Below are 22,625 nucleotides of genomic sequence, written 5' to 3' on the forward strand. Positions count from 1 at the left end.
TATCGAGTTTCGTTGAGCACATCTTCTGTCCGTCTCATGTGCGTTACTCACAGTCAGAGGACATCGACCGAGTTCTATTTTCTCATGCCATCGAACGCGTCGGTCGCTCACCACGTCGGTAGAACTGGCCATGGAAATCGAGCGGAATCGGTTCCGAGAACACCGCCCGTGCGCGTTCGGTCATCGTCGCCGCGTCGAGAATCAAAAGAAACGTCCGCTCGGTCTCGGCGTCGAGAACGACCGAGAGAAGGACGCCGTCGTCTTCGACGACGGGTTCTCCGGTTCCTTCGTCCGACTCCGGCGATACCCGCGGTACGAACAGCGGTTCGCCCGGATATACGTTCGGTTCCGTCCACGTCTTCGAGGCGCAGTAGCGGCCACGACGTTCGTCGAGGTCGATTTTGACGAGTCGGTCGACGTACCCATCCGGCGACGGGTCTTCGGTGCCGACGCCGTAGACGTAGCGATGCGGCTGGGTGTTGTAACGTGCGTAGTGAATCGTCGGAAACTCCACGTGACCCGGATGCAGCGTCCGCGTGACGACGTGCTCCGTCTCGGGGTCGACCTGTAGACGCCGGAGTTCTGCACCCGGCGGCGCGAACTCTGTGGAGTCAAACGTGTCAAGGTAGAACGCGTCGACGACGCTCGCGTCCTCGAACGCCGCAACGTCGATGTGAAGCGCACCGTCTCGCTCGAAGGCGTTGACGTGATGGAAGACGAAACACGGGGCCGTCTCGGTGTCGACGACGAGTTCGCCGCTATCCCGGTCAAGGACGACGACACGTGTCCCGCGGTCGGAGTGCCACCGGTAGTTCTCGACGAACGGTCGGTTCCGGAGTAACGCGAGTGGATTCGTCCGAAACGGCGGGACGAGTACGGCGACGTAGTTCGGTGTCAGCGCGAAACTGTGGAGATAGCCAGGGCGGCGAATCGGCACCCGGCCGAGTAGTTCGCGGCGGTCGGTGCCGTCGGGAACGCGGTAAACGAGGTACTCACTCGGGAGGCCGAACCGGGTTGCGACCCCAACCGTCTCTCCCCGAAACGGGTCGTAGTGAACGTGTGCGAGTGGACCCGCTCTTCCGACTTCGTCCTCTGATTCGTCGAAGTCTTTCGGCGCTCTCGTCCGGAGCGTCTCCGGGTCGTAGGCGGTCCACCGCGGCGTCTCCGTCGCCGCGAAATGCCGTCCACCGAGGTAGACGACGGACACTGGGGCGTTGTCCGTCACCGCGGCGGCACTGAAGCGGCGGAGGCGTCCGAGTCCGCGCCACCGCGGGTCGGTGCCGAACTCGCGGAGATGGAGACGGCCGTGCTCACGGATGTGTTGGTACTGCCGACTCCGGAGAAACCGGTTCGAGTACCGAACGTCGCCGTCGGCGATTTCGAACCGCCGGAGCATCGCTGACCCGTCGAACCAGTGGCTCACTCGGCCGTCGCCGACGGCGAACGACCCCGGTCCGTTGCGGACGAGCGTTCCCTCCAGCCACGACGGAATCTCGCCCTCGACTCGCAGCGGTTCGTCGGCGTACTCGGTCGTCGCCGGTCGCAAGCCGAGTCGGTGGTCGCCGCTCATCGGTTCGATTCCTCCGTCACCCCGACTGCCAGTCTGCCCGCCGTTGCGGCGTCCATACTGAGGAGTGGGTCGCCAACGGAATGGCGTTTGTCCTAAGAACAAGCGTCGAACGTGGGTTGTGAAGTGGAGTGTCGCATTCACGCCCGGCCTAAAGACCGGGACTCTCTCGTTGAATCAGGTAGGTCCACCTTCATCAAATCCGCCAGTTAGTGTGTACGCACACTAGGCTTCATAAATTGTGGTCACGTAGCTCAGTGTATGAGTAGTGAACGTACCAACTCCGAAAGCAAGGTCTCTGGAAACCAGGCGAATATCCCTGCACGAATCCGTCGCGAACTTGATATCGACGACGGTGACAAACTTCGCTGGCACATCGAAGACAACGGGACGCTCCGCGTCGAAATTGTCCAACAACGGAGCGGAACGTTCAGTGACTTCGATGGCTACGATGGCGCACAAACGACCGATGTGACTACCGACCACGATGCGTGGGGCGTCGACGTCAGTTAGATGCCGCGAGCACTCGTCGATACGACCGTCCTCTTCGCCGCCGCCTACCGACGCGACAACGCACACGAAGACGCGCTTCCTATTCTCCGCGGCATCGACACCGGAGACCTTCCAGAAGCGGTCGTTCTCGATTACGTTCTCGCCGAGACGCTGAACGGGTTAACGACGCATGCCGGTCACGATGCTGCCACTGACTTCCTCGATCGCATCGAAGAGAACACCTGCTTTCACATCGACTCACTGACCAAGGACGCCTTCGCCACCGGGAAGGCACTCTTTCGCCAGTACGAGCGGTTCTCGTTCGTTGATGCTTGCATCGTTGCTTACATGCAAACGGAAGGGCTCGGATACCTCTACGCATTCGACGACGACTTCGACGCCGCCTCGGATGTCTATCGTCTTGACACGGCAACCAATCCCTATCGCTCAGATTGATATCCTCCCCCGCGCGCAGACCCCAAAATCCATCCATACACAGACCCCGAGATGAGATTCACGCCGACATCTGGTCGAACTGTAGTTTGACCTGTGGGTAACTGACCGCTTCCCGGAGACTCTTGTGACCACCGACGAAGGCTATCGCATGACACGACTCCCCGACGACGTCGTCGGCGACGCACAGACCAGCACCTTCGGCTGGGAGACGCTCCAGTCGGTCGTCGACGTGGGCAACCGCATGGCCGGCCAAGAAGGCGAGAAGGCGGGCGCAGCAGTCGTCGCCGACGCCTTCGAAGAGGCAGGTCTCCGCGACGTCGAGATAGACGAGTTCGACATTCCGGGATGGTGGCGCGGCAGTTCCTCGCTCGAACTTCGTGGGTCGCATCCGCGACGCCACGAGAGCCAACACGACGTGTTGGCGCTGCCGGGGTCACCCTCGGGAACTGTCTCCGGGCCGGTCGTCGACGTCGGCGACGGCTCCTACGAAGAGTTCGACGCCGTCGGCGACGAGTTGGAGGGTTCAATTGCGCTTGTCTCCAGTGCAACCCCTGAGAACGCCGACCGATGGCTCCACCGCATGGAGAAGTACGTCAACGCCGCCGACCACGGCGCGGTCGGCTTCCTCTTTCGTAATCACATCGAGGGGTCGCTACCGCCGACCGGCGAAGTCGGGTATCACAACCGACCGGGACCGATTCCGGCCGTCGGCGTCTCCAAAGAGGTCGGCGAGCGACTCGTTCGCTACGCCGACGACGAGGAGTTGGTCGTCGAACTCGACGTGGACTGCCGCAACGAGGCGACGCAGTCGAGAAACGTCGAGGGTGTGTTGGGGCCTGCTGACGCCGACGAGGAAGTTCTCGTGACCGCCCACGTCGACGCCCACGATATCGCCGACGGCGCGAACGACAACGGCGCGGGGTCGGCGCTCGTCGCCGAAATCGGTCGGTTGCTCGCCAGCGTCGAATCGGACCTCGACTCCCGAGTCCGTTTTGTTACTTTTGGCTCCGAGGAAATCGGCCTCTGGGGGGCGTACCACTGGGCGGAGAGCCACGACCTCGATTCGGTGAAATGCGTGCTGAACATCGATGGGCCGGCGAACTCCCGGAACGTCCGCGTGGGCACAAACGGCTTCGACGAGATGGGTGACGCGTTCGAGGCTGTGGGTGAGGAACTCGACGTGCCCATCCAGTCGGGTGATACCATCTCGCCGCACGGCGACCAGTGGGCGTTCGTTCAGGAAGGCGTTCCTGCGGTTATGGCCTCTTCGACTTCAGAGCAGAGCGGCCGCGGGTGGGGTCACACCCACGCGGACACCCTCGACAAACTCGACCCACGGGACCTCCGCGACGTGGCGACGATTCTTTCGACGACCGCGTACCACCTCGCCGGCGACGACGTGGAGACGCCGCAGAAGACGCGCCGCGAGATTCGAGACAGCATCGACGACGGCTACGTGACCGAACTGAAGATGGGCGGGCGCTGGCCGTACGACGACGAGGCGCGAAGCGGAGCAGGGGAGAACCGATGACGGTACTTCTCACCGGCTACGAACCGTTCGGCGACGACGACGAGAACCCGACGCAGACGCTCGCCGAGGAACTCGACGGCGAAACGGTCGGAGACCACGAAATCGTCGGCCGCGTGCTGCCCGTCGAGTACGCCGTCGCCGCCGACGAGATGGCGACGCTCGTTACCGACTACGACCCCGAAGTAATCGTCTCGACAGGACTGGCGGCCGGTCGGTCGGCCATCTCGGTCGAACGCGTTGGCATCAACGTCAACGACCACGGCGGCGTCGCCGACAACGCGGGAGCAGAGCCACGAGACGAACCTATCGATGTCGACGACGCGGACGCGTACTTGTCGACGCTCCCGGTCGTTTCGGTCGTCGAGTCGCTTCTGGGCGCTGGAATTCCCGCACGCGTCTCGAACACGGCGGGGACACACCTCTGTAACAACATTCTCTACAGCACCCGCTCGCTCGTCGAACGGGAGGAGTTGGAGATTCCGGTTGGATTCGTCCACGTCCCGTTGACGCCGGCGATGGCCGCCGAGAAAGCAAGCGAAGGCGAGGCGACTGCGGGCGGTGCGGTGAAAGCGAGTCTGCCGCTGGAACTGCAGAAGCGAGCGGTCGAACTGACGTTCGAGACGACGCTCGACGGCTGAACCGTCGAGCAGGTGAGTTCACTTCGGTCGGACAAGAACGGACCACCCTCGACCCCGAAACTCCCTGTATCCATCCCAGAGTGGCGACTTCCTCAAACTACTTCCGACTGCATACACAACGTATGCATATGAGCACGTCAATCCGCGTCTCTGACGAGACGAAAGAGAAACTGGCGCGATTGAAGCGTGAAGACGAGAGTTGGGACGAGTTTCTCGACCGGTTGGCGAACGAGGGAGCAGGGATGAACGCTGGGGCGTGGAAAGGCACCGACAAAGCTGAAAAGGCGCGTGAGGCAATCGAGCGCTCCCGGGAGAGCTACGAGCGGTGACGTTTCTCGATTCGTCAGTTATCATCGATTACCTCGATGGCGTCGAGGAAGTCGTCGAGTTCGTCGACGAACAACCGGTCTTGGTCACGTCCAGTATCTGTATCTACGAGGTTCTCGCTGGAGAGGTGTTTTCGCCCGGAGAGACGGACCTCATCGGCGCACGTGAGAACTTCGGACGAGTCACCGCCCTCGACTTCTCCGAAGAAGTCGCGTTCGAAGCCGCCAGAATGCAGAACCGTCTTCTCGAATCCGGCAACCCGCTGTCGCCACGCGACCTCATGATTGCGGCGACGGCCCGGTCCGAAAGCAAGGAACTCGTCGTCTCCGACGCAGACTTCGACACGGAAGGCCTCCGTGAACTGCTCTCTGTTCGCAGATTCGGTCCGTAACAGTCCCTCAGAGTCGGGTGTCTGCGCGTGGCCGAATCCGTGATCGTTTGCAAATCATCTATCCGCCGTCATACAGGGTGTGCTGAATCTAGAGGATGAGTTCAGCAGGTTGTGGTACCTTAGCTCAGCCAACTAGCGATGGAACAACGGAGAGATTGGTGTGCTTATTGCTCACGGAACAACCGGAATAGGTACATACCGGTTCCAAGAGAGACGCCGCCGAATAATATTGCTCCAGTGAGCTTCGAGGTGAAAGAACCGTTAACTGAGAGTTGCCACAGTATAGCAGCGACTGTTCCGAACAAAATCACACCCCAATCAACGGAGTTGAGGGAACGGTATCTCTCCATATTATACGATCCCGCTGCTGGCGTTATGGCTGTTGCGTACGTCATCTGCTACTGGGCGATTCAATTCTATTGGACTAGGTGCTGTGTGGCGACCGACTCGCGCGCTGAGTTCAGCACAGTCTCGGCAAAACCTACTCAGAAGCTGTCAGTAGTGGCGCACAACAGAAAGAGTATCCATGCAGCACGTGGTCACGTTGATTCCATTCCTGATTTACTGAATCAGCTGTATCATATGGAGTGTAACTTGACTTTCGTTCACTCTTCGCTTTGAACCATTCTATCCCACTGCGAAGCCCAAGAGACATTCGCACAGGCGACTGTCAGAAGATAGGTAATCACTGGAAGAGAAAGGCCCGTGACAACGAGATATGTTATATCAATATCTCCCGAGGGGCCAAAGATTCCGGCGTATTGGAGAACTACGATGGTTACGAGTACAGTCGCTACAAATTCTACGTACTCTCTGTATGACGGGGAGGGAAGTCTCATATTACCATTAGACAGTTGGGAGATATAAACGAATCTCCCAACGGCTCTGTGCAAAACTCGCGTCCTGTATACAGCACGACTGCAAAAATCTCCCCGAGTGCTGTCAGAATCGGCGTGCAACACTCAGAGGAGACATCCAACAGATGTCCGCCTCCTGAATCAACTTGGCCGCCGGGAAGGACGTATATGCTGAAGAGAAGTAATATCGACCCACGTCAATTATTTGTAGAGTGGCGTAGAATCTCAGGATATGGAACGGTTATATCTCTATAACGGCGCGCTTGCCGTTCTTGGACTCTCATTTCTCTTTAATTCAGGGGCTACGATCGCTGGCGGAGATGTGGATATTATCTCGATTTTGTTCTTACTGAGTGGGGGTGGAATGGTCCTCGGTGCTGTATACGAGTCTCTCCGAACCGATCCTGCCGAGTTCACTATCTCTGCTGGAGCACTTATGGTGATAGTCGGTGGTGCCTGCCTGAGTTTCGTTGCGATCGTCCTCGATATCGTTACCACCGCCTGAACGATAGATACGCCGTCTCTATTACTCCGAGCCTCTTTCAGATGACGACCGTCAAGTGACCGACTCGCGCCCTCTATATAGCACGCTAACCCCGAGCTATTCAAAATTTGTCAAAAACGGCTACGTACCACATCGGCCACCAAGCGAAGTTCGTCCTCAGCGGCTACGAACTCGGCGTCGGCGCATCCCGCGAATCCGGTTCGTCCGGGACTTCTGCGACACTGCCCGCGACGGCCTGCAGGAACGCAAGCGGGGCGGCCGCGGCCCACGCCTGTGGTTCACACGCCTCGCCGTAGGAGACGGGCACTTCGGTCTCCTCGCGCGCGAACCCGGCAAACAGTTCGGGTAGACGGTCGTTGCCGCGCTTCTCGGCGGCGGCGACCAATCCTTCAGCAACTTTTCGCGCGGCGTCGACGCGGCCGTAGCGAGCCATCCCGAGGACGACGAGTGAGTTGTCGTGCGGCCAGACGCTGCCGAGGTGGTAGCTCTGCGGGTTGTACACGTCGTGGCTCGCCGCGAGCGTCCGGATACCCCACCCGGTGAACATATCGTCGGCGACGAGACGGTCGACGAGGGCGTCCGCGCGCTCCTCGGGGACGATGCCGCTCCACAGACAGTGACCCGCGTTCGTCGTCACCGACGCGACCTGTTCCTTCTCGCCGTCGAGCGCGACGGCGTAGCAGTTCTCCTCGGGGAGCCAGAACGCCTCGTCGAACGCCTGCTTGAGGTCGGCGGCTTCTCGCTCCAGTTCGGCCGCCCGTCCCTCGTCGCCAGCGTGGCGTGCCAAGTCGGCGGCACGGTGTTTGGCGTCGTAGGCGTAGCCCTGTACTTCGGCGACGGCCAGCGGTCCGTCGGGATGGCTCCCGTTCGGATGCATGATGCCGTCGCCGCTGTCCTTCCACGCTTGGTGGGTGAGGCTGCCGTCGCCGCCGTCGGTCGGGTATTCGAGGAAGCCGTCACCGTCGCAGTCGCCGTACTCGTCGAGCCAGTCGAGTGCGCGTTCGACGTGGGAGTACATCTCGTCGACGAACCCGTCGTCACCGGTGCGCTTCCACGTCTCGTGGACGAGCACGACGAACAGCGCCGTCGCGTCGACAGTGCCGTAGTACGGCGAGTGCGGCACCTCGCCGCGGGCGGCGAGTTCGCCGTAGCGAACTTCGTGGAGAATCTTCCCCGGTTCGGCGTCGCGGAACTCGTCTTCCTCGTCGGCTTGGTGGGCGGCGAGGTAGCGACAGGTTCCTTTCGCTAAGTCGGTCGAGAGCCCCAGCGACTGGTAGGCGGCGATGAGTGAGTCGCGGCCGAAAGCGGTTGCGAACCACGGCATTCCCGCGGCGAGCATCGGTCCGTGGTCGGTGTCGAGACGGAGTTCCAAGAGGTTCTCTCGGCTCTCTTCGAGCACCGACTCCCATCCCTCGGGTACGTCGTCGAGTGTCGTCGCGTCGTTCCACTCGCGTTCGCGCTCGCGGACCTCCTGTCGGGCTTCCTCGACGGCCGCCTCGGGGTCCGAGACCGCTCCGCCGGTCGTCACAGCCACGAAGAACTGCTGTGACTCCTGGGAATCGAGTTCGAGCGCGACCGAGAGCGTGGCGTCGACTCGGTCGTCGGCGACGTCGACGCTCACTTCCACATCGTGGCTCGTCGTCACGGACACCGACGCGTCGAAGTCGACGTCGTCGGGGTCGTAACCGAACGTCACGCCGGTTTCGCGCGTCTCCACGTCGATGTCGCGGTCCCGGAGCGCGTTGCCGTCGAACCCACGCACCTCGAACAGGTCGTCGAATCTGCTGCCGAGCGACAGCTCCAGCGTCTCCGTGCGAGGGTCGTGCGTGAGGTTCGTCACGCTCACCGCCTCGTACAGTCCCTCGGTGACGAACTGGCGACGGCTCAGTTGAACCGCCCGTGCGCCGCGTTCCAGCGGGGTGGCGAGGTGGACGAGTCGCTCGGCGGGACGAACGTCGACCAGTTCGAGCGGTTCGAGCGTTCTTCCACTTGCCGCGAGTCGGTACTGGTCGAGATGCCTCGTGTCCCGGTGGTAGAAGCCGTCGTGGCTGCGCGTCGGTACGCCGTCCTCGTCGGTCACGAGGAACGTCGACCCGTTCGCCACGGTACTGTCTGTCTTCATCTAGCAGGTGATGTGACCGGACCCCAGTTATACATCCCGGTTCACACTACTCCAGTAGTGAGAAATCCCGAATGTTTATTAATCGGTGTCCAGATAGGCAGAACATGGCAGACGATAGCACTCGCTTCGGCGGACTGACGCGGCGACGATTCGTGCGTGCGGCCGGTGCGACCGGCGCTGCGGGGTTGCTCGCTGGCTGTTCGAACGACTCCGGAAACGGCGGGGCCGGTGGCTCCGGCGGTTCCGGCAGGTCGAACAGTTCCGGAAACGGTGGGTCCGGCGGCGCACCGTCGGGTGACCTGACGCTATCGGGGTGGGCCGCAGACGACACCGAGTCCGAACTCGTCAAGGAACTGCTCTCGGAGTTCGAGTCCGACCACGAGAACATCAACGTCGAGTACAACGCGGTGCAGTCGGAGTACAAACAGAAGATGAAGACGCAACTCGGCGCGGGCAACGCGCCGGACGTGTTCTACCTCGACGGAAGCTACTTCAGTTCGTTCGCTTCCGAGGGCGTGCTCACGGAGGTGGACTCGCTCGGAAACGCCGACGACTACAACCTCGACGACTTCATCGACCCCGTCCTCGACGCGTTCCGCTACGACGGGACGCTGTACGGCATCCCGAAGGACTTCTCGACGCTCGGACTGTTCCACAACACCGCGATGTTCGAGGAGGCGGGCGCAGAAGTCCCCGAGTCGTGGAGCGACCTGCGCTCGGCGCTCGAAACCATCGACAGCAATCTGGACGTCGACGCGCCGATGATCGAGTTCCCGAACGCTCGCATCTGGCACGCGATGATTTACCAGAACGGCGGACAGGTGCTCGAAGACGACGGCAGCGGTGTCGCACTCGCCTCCGACGCCAGCATCGAAGCGCTGCAGTTCCTCACCGACCTCAAAAAGGACGGCCTACTCGCAATGCCGAGTGAAATCAGCGCTGGCTGGCACGGTGCGGCCATCGGTAACGAGCAAGTCGCCGTCGCTGGCATCGGCGCGTGGGCGTTCCCGTATCTCGAACAGGACGCCCCGGAAGTCGACAAGAACGTCGACGTCGCAAACCTTCCGTCGCCGCAGGGTGGTCAGAAGGCGACGACGGCGTTCCCGGTGTCGTACAGTATCGGCACGTCCACCGACTCGCCGGAGGCCGCGAAGATGCTCGTCCGCGAACTGACGAGCGACGAAGGGATGGCTCGATGGGCCGAGAAAGGACTCGCCTTGTCGGCGCGAAAATCTCACGCCGACCTCGAGTACTACAACGAGAACCCACGTAAGCAGAAGATGCTCGAAGCGGGCGAGTGGTCCCATCCGTTCGCGTACGGCCCCAACAGTGAGGCCATCATGAACCGGCTCAACCCCGAACTCGAAGGGGCGATGCTCGGTGAACAGACCGCCCAAGAGGCACTCGAAAACGCCCAAGAGAACATCAACTCGGAAGTCTTCAACTGAAAATGGCACTCGAAGAAGGTGACGCAAGCGGCGAAGACTCCTTCGGGAGCGCCGCCCGCGACTACCTCGGACGAGGACGGACCGCCGCCGGGCGGCGCATGGGTGTTTCCGAAGACCAAGACAACCTGATGGGCTGGCTGTTCGTCGCACCCAACGTCTTCGTGTTCTCGACGTTCCTGCTCGGTCCGGTGTTGTTCGCGTTCTACGTCTCCTTTCAGGAGTGGAGCATCCTCCGCAACGCGGGGGAGTTCATCGGCATCGAGAACTACCTGACCGTACTCCAACCGCTGCCGGTGACGACCAACGGCCTCAATCTGAGCGTGTTCACCAATCCGACCGAGAACCTCTTTTGGTACTCGCTGAAGAACACGTTCGTCTACGCTATCGGGACCGTTCCGCTGCAGATTCTGGGCGGCCTCGCCGTCGCGTTGATGCTCGACAAGCGAGTCCGCGCGAAGAAGGCCTACCGCGCAGCGTACTTCATGCCGGTCATGCTGAGCGGTGCGGCCAGCGCCGTCATGTGGCGTTGGTTCCTCTCGGCCGACGGCGTCATCAACAGCTTTCTTCGACCGATTGGGCTGGCACACAACTGGGCGGGTGACCCCGCCACCGCACTCGGTGGCGTGATGCTCATGGCCGTCTGGGGCGGCATCGGGTCGAACATGATTTTCTTCCTCGCGGGACTGCAGAACATCCCCGAGGAACTGTACGAGGCGGCGCGTATCGACGGTGCGAGTCGGTGGCACCTGTTTCGGCACGTCACGTGGCCGAACCTCGGGAACACCAACTTCTTCGTCATCGTGATGGCGGTCATCAGCGCGTTCCAAGTGTTCGGTATCGCGCTCGTCTTCTCCGAAGGTGGGCCGTACTACGCGACGACGACGACGGTGCTTCTCATCTACCAGCGCGCCTTCGACGAGGGGCTGATGGGCGAGGGAGCGGCGATGGCGTTCATCCTCTTTCTCATCATCTTCGTCTTCTCGTACTACCAGTACAGACACCAGCGCTCCGGGGAGGTTGAGTACTGATGGCGCGTTCGAGCTACGAGTACCCCGGCTACGAACGGTCGGGCGTCGGCTACTGGTCGAAGACGGCGCTGCTGTACGCCGTCGTCACCGCGGGTGCGCTGTGGATGACGCTGCCGTTCTGGTGGACTATCACCACGTCGCTGTCGGCGAACCCGCAAGCGTCTGAGGTGACGTTCATCCCGGCGGCGGTGACGCTGCAGAACTTCGTCCAACTGTGGGAGCGACCGGACATCCTACTCGTTCGGTGGTTCATCAACACCGTCATCTTCGCGGGTGCGGTGACGCTGTTCAACCTCACGTTCGACAGCCTCGCAGGCTACGCGCTGGCGAAACTCGACTTCTGGGGTCGAGACAAGCTGTTCTTGGGCTTCATCTCGACGATGATGATCCCGGGGATGGTGACGCTCATCCCGGTGTATCTCATCCTCGTCGAGTTGAACTGGACGAACACGTATCAGGGACTCATCGCGCCGCTCATCGCGGGACCGTTCGGTATCTTCCTGCTCCGACAGCACTTCAAGAGCCTGCCGACGAGTCTCGGCGAAGCGGCGAGAATAGACGGCTGCAACGAGTTCCAGACGTTCTACAAAATCTACCTGCCGCTCGCAAAGCCCGCGTTGGCGACGCTGGCCATCTTCACGTTCATGGGCGCGTGGAACAACTTCCAGTGGCCGCTCATCATCGCCAACGAGAACGAGATGTACACGCTTCCGGTGGCACTGTTTGCCGTCCGGAACCAGTACTTCGCCGAGTGGGGGCTGATGATGGCGGCGGCGCTCATCATCGTTGCACCCGTTCTCGTCGCGTTCCTCGCGGCGCAGAACTACTTCATCCGCGGGATGAGCCTCAGCGGCATGAAAGGATAGTTTCGGCTCCACGCCCCTTCTGTTTTCCGTGAGCGAGCTTTTCGGTCCGTGAGAGCAGACTGAGTCAGAAAGACACGTGGCCGTCGTTCACTCGACGCGTTCGAACTCTTCGTTCCCACAGTTGCACGACCCGTCCGTCCCTACTGGACGGAAGTTCCCGTTCGTCTTCTCCTGTGCGGGATAGATGTTCTTGCAATCTGTGCACTTTGCAAACACAGTCGGTTCGTTGCCATTGGATAGATGTTTCTCAGTCATGTATTTCGAGGTCGATAGTACGCTGGGATATCCTGTTGCTCAGAGGCTCACAGAGGATAAATCGTTTTCTTAGCGGGTTCTGAGAGATACTGTTTCTCACAGCGTTTGTCGGTGGGCGTTTGCTGTACACACTCTCTATCCCGCGAGATTTCACGGCACCTTCTCGGGCATCTCCGACGCGTTCTCGACGGAGTCGACGATTTCACTGTGAGGGGAGTGCGTCCGTTCAGTTCTTTACGAACTCCGAGAGCGGTCAGTCGTAGCGCTTTGCTCGGGTGGGACCCGTTCGGAATCCGCGTTTGCGACTCGGTCACCCGCCCAGAGATACGCGACGCTCGCGTCTCCATCGGGTGGCCGATAGAACTCGTGTCCGTCCCGCCGGCCGTCGTCACGCGTTACGGTGGCGTCTCGAAACTGCGGAACGAGACTGGCGGCAGTCCAGAAGTTCGGGTTGTCTTGGAGTTGATAGTGGAGGTGCGGTTCACCGGAGTGACCGGAGTTTCCACACTCGCCGAGAACCTCGCCGCGTTCCACGTGGTCGCCCGCCGAGACGGCGACACTTCCCTCTCGAAGGTGCGCAAGGAGACTGTACTCGCCGTCTGCGTGTTCGAGGACGACGTGGTTGCCCCGAATGTCCCACGTTCGCCACTCCAACCAGCCGCTGCCCGGCCACGGGTGGTCACGGAGTCCGTCTTTCGTTGCTACGACTCTCCCGGCCGCCGGTGCCCGAATCGGTTCGCCGAACGCGTAGTACTGTTCGAGGTCGGTGCCGTCACCGGTGTGGCTCGCCCCATCTCCGTCCGTAATGAAGAAATCGTAGGCGTATCGCTGCGAGACGAGCATCCACGAGTGAGACGTCTCCTCTGTCACACCACCGTTGACGACGGTCCACTGGCCGTCGAACGGGAGCGTCAGGTCGCTTTCGGGGAGGCGGTAGTCGTGGCTCGGGTACTGTCGTCGATATCGTCTCATCGCAAACAGTTGCCCGCCGAACTGCAGGATTTGCGTGAGAATCCCCCACGGCGTGATACTCCAGACGAGTGCCGAAACGACGTACCGGAGACGCTCTCGGTTACTAATTTCGTACTCGTAGCCGTGTTCGTCTTCGTCACTCCCGACCGTCTGGAACACCATCGGGAGGATTCCGGCCATGAGGAAGAACACCACTGCGAGCGGACTGAACCGCTCTGTCTGCATCGCCAACAACCCCAGTCCACTGAACCCGCCAAATATCACCCAGAAATTGAGATTCGCCACCCAGAGCCACACACGGCGGAGAACTGACCGCGGACTCCGTGCTCCCTCCGACGCGTCCGATGCCCCTGTCGTCCCGTTGGTCATGATACCAGTGGTTGCCTAGTGGACAACTATCTTTCTTCGGTGAAAGAACTCCGCCGTTTGCCACGGGGAGGATGTCACAGGCGTTCTGTGCGATTCGGTTCACGAGAGCGGCCTACATCCTCGTACTGTGGTCGTTCCGTTTTGTAACTCCCATCGAAATTCTCAAAACCGAATGAAAACGGCGTGCCGAAGAGAGGGTGAGTTCAGTAAGTGAGGGCACTTCGTCCCAGCTGGTCAACGGGAAGCTATTAGACAGATATAGGTTCATCTGGGCTTGTGGGAAATTAAATACACACCACCAAGAAGACAGACCGTTGCCACTAGTAGTAGACCACCGCTCAGCACGTCTCTAAGGACGCCAGAGACTCCGGGACTTTCCACAATTCCAAAGGTGCTTTCAAATACTACCGACTGAAGCACCAAAGCTAATCCGCCAATTGCTATGAACAGTTGTGAATTGCTTGCACCCGTGCTAGTACTCATACCGACTGAAACTCATAATGATTTGATGTATTTTTTGGCTCTCTTCGTTGGGTCAGGTCCTGTATGTAACGGAGGGCTGGAAAGAACGAGTGGCCGACTCGCGCCCTCTATTCAGCACGACCACAGAGACCTCACAGAACGCTGTCAGTAGCGACGTGCAGCGCTCGGGGGGTCTATGCAGTAGGATTTTTCGAGAACCGAGGAAGAAGCTGTAGTCGCAAAACACTTGCAACGATACCCAGATGCTCACTCATGGGAATCCGTCGGGTCATCGGGCTCACGTTCGGTTGTGCCCTGCTGGCAATCGCTCTCCTCTTCGTCGTGAATGCGCTCGAAATAGTGACGCTCTTTCTTGTCGGGACGGTCCCACTCAAACAGACTCTGTTCTTGCAGTTGACCAACCTTGGGGCAGCACTCGTCGTCGGCAGCGGGGGCTACATCGTCCTCCAGCGCGTTCGACAAATTAGTGCCGACTAACGCGTGAGCCGTGACTGGAGACGCGTTCTAAGTCCACGAGTCGGTTCAGACTTCGGGAGGTATTGTAGGTCGCGGGTATCGGTGTACACAGGTCACTGCCCTCTCACTACTCACCTGAGCCCCTCCCGAACAGTTCGGCGAGGGTGTTACTCACCGTACGACTTGACCGATTTGTGCTCTGTATTCCGCATGGTCTCGGTAAAGTATCCGCTGCTGTGGATTTTTCACACAGTCTGTAGAATTTCTCGCGTCTCAGGGCGACGTACGCTCCCACAGACGGCTTACCACGTCCCGTATCGCCTCTCGCTTGTAGTAGCCGACGGCGGAGGCGACTATCAGACACCCGAGAATCACTATTCCCTCGAGGAATTCGCCGCTCGCCAGTCTGCCGCCGGCGTAGACGGTGAGCACGTACGCCGGGAGGCGTCCGATGGCGATAGCGACCATGAACGTTCGAAGTCGCCACTTGGTGAGTCCGGCGAGAAAGCAGACGGCGTCGTCCGGAAGTCCGGGGATGACGACGAACACGACGAGGCCCGGAAACCCGACTCGGTCGACGAACTCGTCGAAGCGATCGACGACGTCCTCGTGGAGAATATCTTCGACGAACGTCCGACCGTATCGGTCCGCGAGCAGGAACGCGATTGCACTGCCGATAAGCACACCCGTGATACTGTACACCGTACCAGCCACCGGGCCGAAGAGGTAGCCAGCGACCAGTGCGACGGCTTGTCCCGGAATCGGCGCGACGACCACCTGAACGATTTGGACGAGAACGAACACGGCCGGGGCAAGATACCCGAACTGTTCGACCCACGCGCGGAGTTCGTCGGCGTCGAAGACGAACGGTGCGTACTGTCGAGCCAGCAGGTAGAGGAGAACGACCGCGACCACGACGAGAACGGCGACGAGGACCCCACGTTTTCGAGCATCGGACGACGAGAACACCTGCATCCTGCTTCACACGTGTCTCCTCGCTCTATTGAGGATTCTCCCGGTTGACTTCGGCGCACGACAGTCTGTCATTTCAACTACTCTGCTGCATCCGCGTTGTTTCCGTCGCTTATCACTGCGCTTTCGTCGACTGTTGGACGGTCACCGTCTGCAGTTCAGTCATCAGCTACCGAGCAGTCGTTCCCTGACAGTTCGCCATGAGATTACACCTGTCCTTACGTCGGTATCGCTTTCTGCTGGGTGACGAACCGAAATAATGGCAAACGTTGAACCAATCACACGGGGCGTAGACTGAACAAACTCGACGATTTCACGGCCGAAAAACCCCGACACAGTATCACATGGGCTCGGGGTGTGCTCGACGTACGAAAGTAAGTTCGTACAGTTTCACAGCGATGGACTCCTACAACCTCGGTGACGAGACGATGGTCTGCTTCGACTGTGCGCCTCCCACCGGCGACATAGTTATGTTGAGTTGACGATTTGTTCTCGTATGTCTCCGCTGCGGAATCTCTTGGCTGATGTGGCCGCCAAACCGTTTCGACTCGCCGTTCTTCTCGGTGCTACTTCGATTCCGATTACGGTTTGGATGAACTGGGTACTCACTCCCAAGACTGCCTACTACAGAAGTGAGGTGGCCCCAGTGTTTGTCGCGTGCGTTATTTCCGGATACCTCTACCGGTCACGGGTGCATTCGAGTTCTCGCGCAGGTACAATAACTGGGTTCGTGGGAAGCGTCCCAGTCGTTCTTTGGCAGAGTACGCTGGCACTCCTCCAATTCCTCAACTATCCACCAGTCGTCAAGGCCCCCACCAACACGGTCGAAACGGTTCTGATTTCGGTCGGGGTCGCGCTGTTGACCGCCGTCATCTTGATGAGCGTCTTGGTTGCGGTCAGTTCTGTGGGTGGTCGAATCGGTGGGTGGCTTGCCGAGCGCGTTGACGAGGTTTCGGTATCCGATTCGAACGTCTGACCGACTTGGGAGCGTCTTCAAACCGGTTAGGAGCAGTCACCGAGACTCGTGTGTCACCGACTGCGGACCGTCAACGGGACGCTGTCGACCCGGGCCGGACGAGTCGTTTCGTCGACTGTTCCACAATCGGCTGACCATCGCGCCGAGAGCGGCGAGAAACACGGGAAGCGAGATAAAGAAGCCGAGAAGCGGAATGTTGACGAGAACCGCGCCGACGACGAGTGCAGCCCAGAGATTCGACTCACTGGTTCCGACCCGCCGAAGCAGATACAACCCGACAACGACGGTTGAAACTGCCGACCCGACGTAGACGAACAGTACGCCGACGAGAACTGGAATCACGAGGACGAGGCCGACGGCGTCCGGGAGGCCGGCGTCCGTGAGCAGTGTCACGACGATTGCGAACACGACGAGTCCGACGATGCCACCGATTGTGGCCGCGATTCCGAGGCCGCCGGAACGAACGGGGGCGTCGTGGATTCGACTCTCGATAGCGCGGACGTAGGAGTTCGAGTAGACGAACTCCGAGACGAGCAGAACGGGGATACCGAGGGCGACGGAGAACGCGGCGTTGATTACCACGAGCAGCGCGAGAAGCAGGAGGATGACCGCAAGGTCGGCGAGACCCGACCCCACAGCCGGTGCCTCGACACCGGATTGTGCGAGTGCGGGCGTGGGTACGAGGGTCAACAAGACGACCAACGACAGGAAATGTCTATGGAGGACCATGTCTGACGTTCTCAGTGAGTACATATAAACACTGACTGTAGAGCGAGTCTGACCAGTACCGACGAATCGAGCGGGCAAAGAACGTGTTTGGGCCCGACGAACAGTGTCCCTCGTGACGCCTCCGTTTAGTACCACCCTGATATCACTGCCTGCAGTCTGGCGGTTTACGACTCTCCGAGAAATCTCGTTCCACCTAAACGAGTCAACTCACCGGAATCATTATCTGAAACTAGCTTAGATACATGACCGATGGCTGTCCTGAATGCCCTCCGAAACGTCCCCGGCGCGTTAGTCCGAAATCCGATTCTCGTTGCGATTGTCGGATTGTTCGGTCTCCTGCAAGCGCCGCAACTGCTCGCACAGTACGTTAGCCCACTACTCTCGATTGTCGTTTCTCTGCTACTTCTGGTCGTGTACGTCTTTGGCACTCCGTTCGTCCAAGGCGGCATGATTGGGATGGCCGACGAAGCGCTCAAAACGAAAACGAGATTCGAGACCTTCGTCCAAGCCGGGAAGCGACACTACGTCTCGCTGCTTGCCGCATACCTCCTCGTTGCCGGCGTCGCCCTCGTGTTGATGGTCGGTCTCTTCATCGCCATCTTCGCCGGCGTTTTCTCCGCTGCGACCGGCAGTCAGACCGGACTGCTCATCGGCGGCGGTATCGGCCTCGTTGTCGGTCTCGTCTATCTGGTGTTCGCCTTTTTCATCCAGTTTTACAGCCACGAAATCGTCCTGAACGGTCAAAGCGCCATCTCGGGGCTCAAAGGCAGCGTCGGGCTCGTGCGCCGAAACCTCCTGAGCACTACTGGCTACTTCCTCGTCACCTTCGGTGGTATGTTCATCGTCGTCGGTGCGATGACCGTCGCTCAGATGTTCCTGATGCCGCAACCGAGTATGGCAGCAGCGACGGCCGCGCCCGCACAGCTTTCGTTGACGAGCACACTCGCACAAATCGTGCTCAGCACTGTCCTCACGGCGATTATCGGGAGTGTTGGTGCACTGTATTCGGTAGCGTTCTACCGTGAGATTCGAGAGCAGAAGACCGCTTCTGTGGACTCGACTCCGAGTCTCTGAATCGGCGGCCGATTCGGCACGTCGATATTTTTACGTGCTGTACGCGAACTTCCTGAGCGTCTGCGATACACTGCCTGTTCTCTGACCGTTTTCACTCGATTCTCTCGACGATGAACCGCTGGCCTTCGATATCCTCGACGAGTGCACCCCAGCCACCGACGCTCACGACTTCCTCGCCCGTATCGAGTTCGAGCGTCGCCGCTTCGACGAAACTCGACAGCAGCGGTCCGGCGTCACCGTCGCTCGCCACGTAGTTCACATCCACGACGCGGCCGGTGAGCTCCCGCTTTTCGCGCCCGGTCCGACTCTGTCCGAAGACGGTCAGCGTCACGTCACGTCCGGCTTGGAACTCGTCGTAGATGTCGTCGATGCATTCGCGGATGTTCGTGTACGTCGCCGGCAGTGTGCCGTCACGCGCGGAGTACACCGGTTCCCACGTCTCCCAGAACGCAGTCTGGAAGTGCGCATCGAAGATGCGCGACAGCGAGTAGTCGTTGACGAGGACGCCGTACTCGTGGTTCGGGTGCAGCGGCGCTTCGGGGGCGAAACAGACGTGGGTTCGGTCGGCGAGAACGAGAAACGGCGTCGGCAACGTCCGATGTCGGACTTCGGTAGCGACGCCCGCGAAGTCGAACGAGTCGATATCGATATCGTCGGCCCCACCGGAGGCCTCCGGTGTTAGCGTGAGTTTGACGACGACGCCCCGGTCGACGGCCGCCGACAGCGCGGGACGGAACAACTCGAACTGTGCTGGCGTCAGCGTCGCCTGCAGTTCGTTTTCGGCGTCTTCGAGAGCCTCTCTCGCGCGGTCGAAGATGGACGAGAGTGGCTTGAGAACACTTACGCGGTGGTTCTCGACGGTCGGGCGCTCCCATCGCTCACGTATCTCGGTAGCTGCGCTCGTCACGGTCTCCGCGTACGCCTGCAGGTCGTCGACGACCGCAGCGGGGTCGTGCGCACGGGCGTGGAGACTCCCCTGTTGGTACGTCTCGATGTAGCCTTCGCTCTCCAAATTGCGAAGTACGTCGTAGATACGCGCCTGTGGAACGCCGCAGGCGTCGGCTATCTCGGTTGCGGGGGCGCTGCCGAGTTCGACGGTTGCGATGTACGCCTCTGCTTCGTACTGGGTGAGTCCGGTCCGCTCCAGGGTGGCGCGGAGTTGGTCGGTGTCCATGCTCGGATACCGGATAGAGCGCGTTCGGTCGGTTTCGGCGTTTCGGTGTGTCGGCGAGTTAGAGTTTCACGCCGTCGGGCAACGATTCGGTCTGCCGCGAACGGTTGAACAGCGTCCCGCCGGAGTCGGCATCGAAGGCGTGGATTCGGTCACGGGGGAATCGAAGGCGTACTCTGTCGCCGATATCGATGTTGTAGTCACCCGACACCGACGCGGTCACTTCGTCGCCGCCGACGTCGAGATGCAGCAGGTGTTCGCGGCCCATCGGTTCGACGACTTCGACAGTCGCTTCTACCGTATCCGGGCCCGATTGACTCGCAAGTCCGACGTCCTCGGGACGGATACCGAGCGTCACCCGGTTTCGACTCCCGAGGATTTCGGCCTGCTCGTCGGTGAACTGGTAGGTGACGCCGTCGGTCAGTCCACGGCCGACCGTCGAGTCGTACTCCATCTCGACGAAGTTCATCGACGGTGAGCCGATGAACCCCGCAACGAACCGGTTCGATGGTTCGTGGTAACATTCGAGTGGCGTCCCGAGTTGCTGGAGTTGCCCGCCGTCGAGGACGGCGATGCGGTCACCCATCGTCATCGCCTCCGTCTGGTCGTGGGTGACGTAGACGGTGGCGACGCCCAGTTTGTCGTGCAGTTGTTGGAGTTCGGTCCGCATCTCGGTGCGGAGTTTCGCGTCCAGATTCGACAGCGGTTCGTCCATCAGGAACACCGTCGGCTCGCGGACGATAGCGCGACCGAGTGCGACACGCTGTTTCTGTCCACCCGACAGTGCCTTCGGGCGGCGGTCTAAGAGTTCGGTGATAGAGAGCATCTCCGCGGCCTCGTCGACGCGCGCTTGAATCTCGCTGTCCGCGAGTTCGGTGGTCATCTCCAACCCGAACGCCATGTTCTCGCGGACCGTCTTGTGCGGGTACAGCGCGTAGTTCTGAAACACCATCGCGATGTCGCGGTCCTTCGGTTTCTCGTCGTTGACGACCTCGTCGGTGATTCGTATCTCACCGTCGGAGATAGTCTCCAGTCCGGCGAGCAGTCGTAGCGTCGTCGACTTGCCGCACCCCGAAGGGCCGACGAGCACGAGGAACTCCCCTTCTTCGACGGTCAACGAGAGGTCCTCGACGGCGACGACTTCGTCTTCACCGGAGTCGAACACCTTGTAGACGTTGTCGTACTCGGCGCTTGCCATGGTCTATCACGAACAATCGGTCCCGGGCGTATAGGTGTTACTACTGGAGTAGTGTCACTCGGGCGTCGGAGCCAGTCGGAGAACACCCTCGTTCGACTCGCCACAGCACTGGACCTCCGGAGCAGGTGTACTTTCGACCACGGAAAGTTCTTGTAATCGGGATTGAAAATCGGCTCGTGGTCTCCCGTCGTTCCTTCCTCCGAAACGGAGCCGTCGCTGGTCTGGTCGGCCTCTCCGGCTGTACAACACTGTCGCCCTCCTCGGTCGACACTCTGTGGCGATACCAAATCGGCCGTGCCATCGGAAGCGCGCCATTTCAGATTCGGCCGACTGTGTTGGAAACCGCAATCGTGGTCAACGACTTCCATACCGTCGCAGTTTTAGAGACTGACGGAGCCGAGCGGTGGAGTCACGAGTACGAACCGACGGTGGTTGACGAAGACACGAGAAGCTACGACAACTATCTCGTCACGGGCGTCGGCGCTGACGGTAAACGTGTTTACGTGCCCGAAGCAGAGGGGCTGACTGCGTTCGCTCTCGACGACGGTGAGCGACTGTGGCGGAGTGACGTCCGGCCGCCCGACGGCGTTTCACTCGTCGCTTCCAACTCGACTGTCTTTGGCGCCGGTGCAGCGTTCGAGCCGGACACTGGCGCGAAACGGTGGGATACTGAGCGATTAGTAGAAGGGCCTGGACCGCTCGTAAGCGACGACACGGTCGTCTTCGGAGATTTTCAGGGCCGCCTACACGCAGTCGATATCGCACGTGGAGAACACCGTTGGTACTTCGACACCGACGACGACTGGATACAATGTCGACCGGCTACAGACGGCGAACGAATCTACTTCGGGAGCGGAACGACGGACCTCGAAGGTGGTTGCTGTTACGCGGTCACCACCGATGGTGACCAACAGTGGATGCGGTCGCTCGATGCCGCAGTTCATTCGGCGCTGTCTATGGCCGACGGTCGTCTCTACGTTGCGACTCACCGCGGCACCGTGTACGCGCTCGACCCGGAGGATGGGACCGAACTGTGGAAGTTCCCGGGGCAACACACGTTCAACTCGCTCTTTGGCAGACGGTCGCTGACAAGTATGCTCGCCGATTTCTCTCCGACGGTAGCCGACGACGAACTGTACGTCGTCGACCCCAACGGGACGCTCTCGGTGCTGGATACCGCGACGGGCGAGCGACGCACGCGTTACGAGGCTCCCTCGAATGGGTACAGAACGGCACCTGTAGTCGACGGTGACCGACTGTATCTGCGTACGCCGACCGACCTCATCGCAATCGAGCGTCCGTGAGGCCGACGGCTCACACGCCGCCCAGCCACGGCAGAAACGCCGCCGCGAGGTAGCCGTACCACTGAATCGCCCACGAGATACCCAGCCACAGCAGTCCCCACGGCGAGGAGAAGCCGACCGGACGCACCGGCCACTCCGCGCCGGGATTCGTCTGGGTTCGCGGGTAGACGTAGTCGGCGACGAAATGCAGTCCCATCCCGAGAGCGAGAAAGTGAATCGTCGTCGCTACCGCGGGAAGTGCAGACAAGAGGCCGAGACGCAGCGCCGCCTGATACAGCAGGGTCGGAAACAGAAACGTATGCAGAAGCCACGAGCGGTGTGTTTCCTCGCGGAACGCGTCGAGTTCGGGCAGCAACACCCCAACGACCAACGGCAGCGCAACGGCGGGATGGTGGCCGACAGCGACGGCGAGAAACGCCACCGGTACGGTGCTCACGA

Annotated in this window: 24 protein-coding genes; 14 read left to right on the forward strand and 10 right to left on the reverse strand. The window is 60.4% G+C overall.

Translation table 11 applies throughout. The annotated features are described in order from the left end of the window. Positions 1 to 82 precede the first annotated feature (82 nt). Complete coding sequence (locus AUR64_RS12040) at positions 83 to 1,570, reverse strand: carotenoid oxygenase family protein (RefSeq protein WP_058582194.1); 1,488 nt, start codon at positions 1,568 to 1,570, stop codon at positions 83 to 85. Between the two features lie 258 nt (positions 1,571 to 1,828). On the opposite strand from AUR64_RS12040, the gene AUR64_RS12045 reads away from it, so the two are divergent. From AUR64_RS12045 to AUR64_RS12070, 6 genes are all read left to right on the forward strand, one after another. Further along, positions 1,829 to 2,080: an AbrB/MazE/SpoVT family DNA-binding domain-containing protein gene (locus tag AUR64_RS12045; protein WP_058582195.1), complete on the forward strand. Its 252-nt coding sequence runs from the start codon at positions 1,829 to 1,831 to the stop codon at positions 2,078 to 2,080. Then, positions 2,081 to 2,515, forward strand: coding sequence for a PIN domain-containing protein (locus AUR64_RS12050; RefSeq protein WP_058582196.1), 435 nt, complete (start codon positions 2,081 to 2,083; stop codon positions 2,513 to 2,515). Positions 2,516 to 2,663: 148 nt separating this feature from the next. Continuing rightward, positions 2,664 to 4,046, forward strand: a complete 1,383-nt coding sequence (locus AUR64_RS12055; protein WP_058582705.1) for a M28 family peptidase — start codon at positions 2,664 to 2,666, stop codon at positions 4,044 to 4,046. Next, positions 4,043 to 4,684, forward strand: a complete 642-nt coding sequence (locus AUR64_RS12060; protein ID WP_058582197.1) for a pyroglutamyl-peptidase I family protein — start codon at positions 4,043 to 4,045, stop codon at positions 4,682 to 4,684. The genes AUR64_RS12055 and AUR64_RS12060 overlap by 4 nt, the downstream gene beginning before the upstream one ends. Positions 4,685 to 4,812: 128 nt before the next feature. Further along, the gene (locus AUR64_RS12065; RefSeq protein ID WP_058582198.1) at positions 4,813 to 5,013 is read left to right on the forward strand and encodes a DUF7557 family protein; all 201 of its coding nucleotides are present in this window, start codon (positions 4,813 to 4,815) and stop codon (positions 5,011 to 5,013) included. Next, entirely contained in the window at positions 5,010 to 5,402 is a 393-nt protein-coding gene (locus tag AUR64_RS12070; protein ID WP_058582199.1) for a type II toxin-antitoxin system VapC family toxin, read from the forward strand. The genes AUR64_RS12065 and AUR64_RS12070 overlap by 4 nt, the downstream gene beginning before the upstream one ends. Positions 5,403 to 6,007: 605 nt before the next feature. Here the strand turns inward: AUR64_RS12070 and AUR64_RS20525 are convergent. Continuing rightward, complete coding sequence (locus tag AUR64_RS20525) at positions 6,008 to 6,241, reverse strand: hypothetical protein (RefSeq protein WP_155120597.1); 234 nt, start codon at positions 6,239 to 6,241, stop codon at positions 6,008 to 6,010. A 250-nt stretch (positions 6,242 to 6,491) separates the two neighbouring features. On the opposite strand from AUR64_RS20525, the gene AUR64_RS12075 reads away from it, so the two are divergent. Continuing rightward, complete coding sequence (locus tag AUR64_RS12075; RefSeq protein WP_058582200.1) at positions 6,492 to 6,764, forward strand: hypothetical protein; 273 nt, start codon at positions 6,492 to 6,494, stop codon at positions 6,762 to 6,764. A 163-nt stretch (positions 6,765 to 6,927) separates the two neighbouring features. On the opposite strand, the gene AUR64_RS12080 is transcribed toward AUR64_RS12075, so the two are convergent. After that, the gene (locus tag AUR64_RS12080; protein WP_058582201.1) at positions 6,928 to 8,886 is read right to left on the reverse strand and encodes an amylo-alpha-1,6-glucosidase; all 1,959 of its coding nucleotides are present in this window, start codon (positions 8,884 to 8,886) and stop codon (positions 6,928 to 6,930) included. 104 nt (positions 8,887 to 8,990) lie between these two features. On the opposite strand from AUR64_RS12080, the gene AUR64_RS12085 reads away from it, so the two are divergent. The 3 genes from AUR64_RS12085 to AUR64_RS12095 are packed head-to-tail and all read left to right on the forward strand — an operon-like array spanning position 8,991 to position 12,228. Further along, complete coding sequence (locus AUR64_RS12085) at positions 8,991 to 10,334, forward strand: ABC transporter substrate-binding protein (RefSeq protein ID WP_058582202.1); 1,344 nt, start codon at positions 8,991 to 8,993, stop codon at positions 10,332 to 10,334. Between the two features lie 2 nt (positions 10,335 to 10,336). Further along, entirely contained in the window at positions 10,337 to 11,362 is a 1,026-nt protein-coding gene (locus AUR64_RS12090; RefSeq protein ID WP_058582203.1) for a carbohydrate ABC transporter permease, read from the forward strand. Further along, positions 11,362 to 12,228 carry a carbohydrate ABC transporter permease gene (locus tag AUR64_RS12095; RefSeq protein ID WP_058582204.1) on the forward strand — a complete coding sequence of 289 codons (867 nt, stop codon included), beginning with the start codon at positions 11,362 to 11,364 and terminating at the stop codon, positions 12,226 to 12,228. The genes AUR64_RS12090 and AUR64_RS12095 overlap by 1 nt, the downstream gene beginning before the upstream one ends. Before the next feature lie 489 nt (positions 12,229 to 12,717). Here the strand turns inward: AUR64_RS12095 and AUR64_RS12100 are convergent, their stop codons facing one another. Beyond that, the gene (locus tag AUR64_RS12100) at positions 12,718 to 13,824 is read right to left on the reverse strand and encodes a M23 family metallopeptidase (protein ID WP_082230776.1); all 1,107 of its coding nucleotides are present in this window, start codon (positions 13,822 to 13,824) and stop codon (positions 12,718 to 12,720) included. A 264-nt stretch (positions 13,825 to 14,088) separates the two neighbouring features. Then, positions 14,089 to 14,307 (reverse strand): hypothetical protein, encoded by a 219-nt coding sequence (locus AUR64_RS20120; RefSeq protein WP_082230777.1) that lies wholly within the window; start codon positions 14,305 to 14,307, stop codon positions 14,089 to 14,091. A gap of 252 nt (positions 14,308 to 14,559) precedes the next feature. Between AUR64_RS20120 and AUR64_RS12105 the strand changes: the two genes are divergently transcribed. Next, positions 14,560 to 14,784 (forward strand): hypothetical protein, encoded by a 225-nt coding sequence (locus AUR64_RS12105; protein ID WP_058582206.1) that lies wholly within the window; start codon positions 14,560 to 14,562, stop codon positions 14,782 to 14,784. Between the two features lie 252 nt (positions 14,785 to 15,036). Here the strand turns inward: AUR64_RS12105 and AUR64_RS12110 are convergent, their stop codons facing one another. Further along, positions 15,037 to 15,738, reverse strand: a complete 702-nt coding sequence (locus AUR64_RS12110) for a TVP38/TMEM64 family protein (protein WP_058582207.1) — start codon at positions 15,736 to 15,738, stop codon at positions 15,037 to 15,039. Between the two features lie 493 nt (positions 15,739 to 16,231). Here AUR64_RS12110 and AUR64_RS12115 point away from each other — a divergent pair, with 493 nt between their 5' ends. Beyond that, the gene (locus tag AUR64_RS12115; protein ID WP_058582208.1) at positions 16,232 to 16,711 is read left to right on the forward strand and encodes a DUF5518 domain-containing protein; all 480 of its coding nucleotides are present in this window, start codon (positions 16,232 to 16,234) and stop codon (positions 16,709 to 16,711) included. Between the two features lie 36 nt (positions 16,712 to 16,747). Here the strand turns inward: AUR64_RS12115 and AUR64_RS12120 are convergent, their stop codons facing one another. Next, positions 16,748 to 17,440, reverse strand: a complete 693-nt coding sequence (locus AUR64_RS12120; protein ID WP_058582209.1) for a hypothetical protein — start codon at positions 17,438 to 17,440, stop codon at positions 16,748 to 16,750. Positions 17,441 to 17,689: 249 nt separating this feature from the next. On the opposite strand from AUR64_RS12120, the gene AUR64_RS12125 reads away from it, so the two are divergent. After that, entirely contained in the window at positions 17,690 to 18,514 is an 825-nt protein-coding gene (locus tag AUR64_RS12125) for a DUF7847 domain-containing protein (protein ID WP_058582210.1), read from the forward strand. Positions 18,515 to 18,605: 91 nt separating this feature from the next. On the opposite strand, the gene AUR64_RS12130 is transcribed toward AUR64_RS12125, so the two are convergent. Together AUR64_RS12130 and AUR64_RS12135 are read right to left on the reverse strand one after the other, a co-directional pair. Then, positions 18,606 to 19,688: a TrmB family transcriptional regulator gene (locus AUR64_RS12130; protein WP_058582211.1), complete on the reverse strand. Its 1,083-nt coding sequence runs from the start codon at positions 19,686 to 19,688 to the stop codon at positions 18,606 to 18,608. Positions 19,689 to 19,746: 58 nt separating this feature from the next. Further along, complete coding sequence (locus tag AUR64_RS12135) at positions 19,747 to 20,883, reverse strand: ABC transporter ATP-binding protein (RefSeq protein WP_058582212.1); 1,137 nt, start codon at positions 20,881 to 20,883, stop codon at positions 19,747 to 19,749. Between the two features lie 176 nt (positions 20,884 to 21,059). Here AUR64_RS12135 and AUR64_RS12140 point away from each other — a divergent pair, with 176 nt between their 5' ends. Then, positions 21,060 to 22,187, forward strand: a complete 1,128-nt coding sequence (locus AUR64_RS12140) for an outer membrane protein assembly factor BamB family protein (RefSeq protein ID WP_058582213.1) — start codon at positions 21,060 to 21,062, stop codon at positions 22,185 to 22,187. Positions 22,188 to 22,197: 10 nt separating this feature from the next. On the opposite strand, the gene AUR64_RS12145 is transcribed toward AUR64_RS12140, so the two are convergent. Next, positions 22,198 to 22,623: a hypothetical protein gene (locus tag AUR64_RS12145; protein WP_205628403.1), complete on the reverse strand. Its 426-nt coding sequence runs from the start codon at positions 22,621 to 22,623 to the stop codon at positions 22,198 to 22,200. Positions 22,624 to 22,625: the final 2 nt, after the last annotated feature.

It is taken from the genome of Haloprofundus marisrubri (assembly GCF_001469955.1).
GTDB lineage: Archaea > Halobacteriota > Halobacteria > Halobacteriales > Haloferacaceae > Haloprofundus > Haloprofundus marisrubri.

Coding starts and splice junctions, on each gene's coding strand:
- AUR64_RS12040 (WP_058582194.1), bottom strand. CDS start 1,570: ATGAGCGGCGACCACCGACTCGGCTTGCGACCGGCGACGACCGAGTAC.
- AUR64_RS12045 (WP_058582195.1), top strand. CDS start 1,829: ATGAGTAGTGAACGTACCAACTCCGAAAGCAAGGTCTCTGGAAACCAG.
- AUR64_RS12050 (WP_058582196.1), top strand. CDS start 2,081: ATGCCGCGAGCACTCGTCGATACGACCGTCCTCTTCGCCGCCGCCTAC.
- AUR64_RS12055 (WP_058582705.1), top strand. CDS start 2,664: ATGACACGACTCCCCGACGACGTCGTCGGCGACGCACAGACCAGCACC.
- AUR64_RS12060 (WP_058582197.1), top strand. CDS start 4,043: ATGACGGTACTTCTCACCGGCTACGAACCGTTCGGCGACGACGACGAG.
- AUR64_RS12065 (WP_058582198.1), top strand. CDS start 4,813: ATGAGCACGTCAATCCGCGTCTCTGACGAGACGAAAGAGAAACTGGCG.
- AUR64_RS20525 (WP_155120597.1), bottom strand. CDS start 6,241: ATGAGACTTCCCTCCCCGTCATACAGAGAGTACGTAGAATTTGTAGCG.
- AUR64_RS12075 (WP_058582200.1), top strand. CDS start 6,492: ATGGAACGGTTATATCTCTATAACGGCGCGCTTGCCGTTCTTGGACTC.
- AUR64_RS12080 (WP_058582201.1), bottom strand. CDS start 8,886: ATGAAGACAGACAGTACCGTGGCGAACGGGTCGACGTTCCTCGTGACC.
- AUR64_RS12085 (WP_058582202.1), top strand. CDS start 8,991: ATGGCAGACGATAGCACTCGCTTCGGCGGACTGACGCGGCGACGATTC.
- AUR64_RS12090 (WP_058582203.1), top strand. CDS start 10,337: ATGGCACTCGAAGAAGGTGACGCAAGCGGCGAAGACTCCTTCGGGAGC.
- AUR64_RS12095 (WP_058582204.1), top strand. CDS start 11,362: ATGGCGCGTTCGAGCTACGAGTACCCCGGCTACGAACGGTCGGGCGTC.
- AUR64_RS12100 (WP_082230776.1), bottom strand. CDS start 13,824: ATGACCAACGGGACGACAGGGGCATCGGACGCGTCGGAGGGAGCACGG.
- AUR64_RS20120 (WP_082230777.1), bottom strand. CDS start 14,307: ATGAGTACTAGCACGGGTGCAAGCAATTCACAACTGTTCATAGCAATT.
- AUR64_RS12105 (WP_058582206.1), top strand. CDS start 14,560: ATGGGAATCCGTCGGGTCATCGGGCTCACGTTCGGTTGTGCCCTGCTG.
- AUR64_RS12110 (WP_058582207.1), bottom strand. CDS start 15,738: ATGCAGGTGTTCTCGTCGTCCGATGCTCGAAAACGTGGGGTCCTCGTC.
- AUR64_RS12115 (WP_058582208.1), top strand. CDS start 16,232: ATGTCTCCGCTGCGGAATCTCTTGGCTGATGTGGCCGCCAAACCGTTT.
- AUR64_RS12120 (WP_058582209.1), bottom strand. CDS start 17,440: ATGGTCCTCCATAGACATTTCCTGTCGTTGGTCGTCTTGTTGACCCTC.
- AUR64_RS12125 (WP_058582210.1), top strand. CDS start 17,690: ATGGCTGTCCTGAATGCCCTCCGAAACGTCCCCGGCGCGTTAGTCCGA.
- AUR64_RS12130 (WP_058582211.1), bottom strand. CDS start 19,688: ATGGACACCGACCAACTCCGCGCCACCCTGGAGCGGACCGGACTCACC.
- AUR64_RS12135 (WP_058582212.1), bottom strand. CDS start 20,883: ATGGCAAGCGCCGAGTACGACAACGTCTACAAGGTGTTCGACTCCGGT.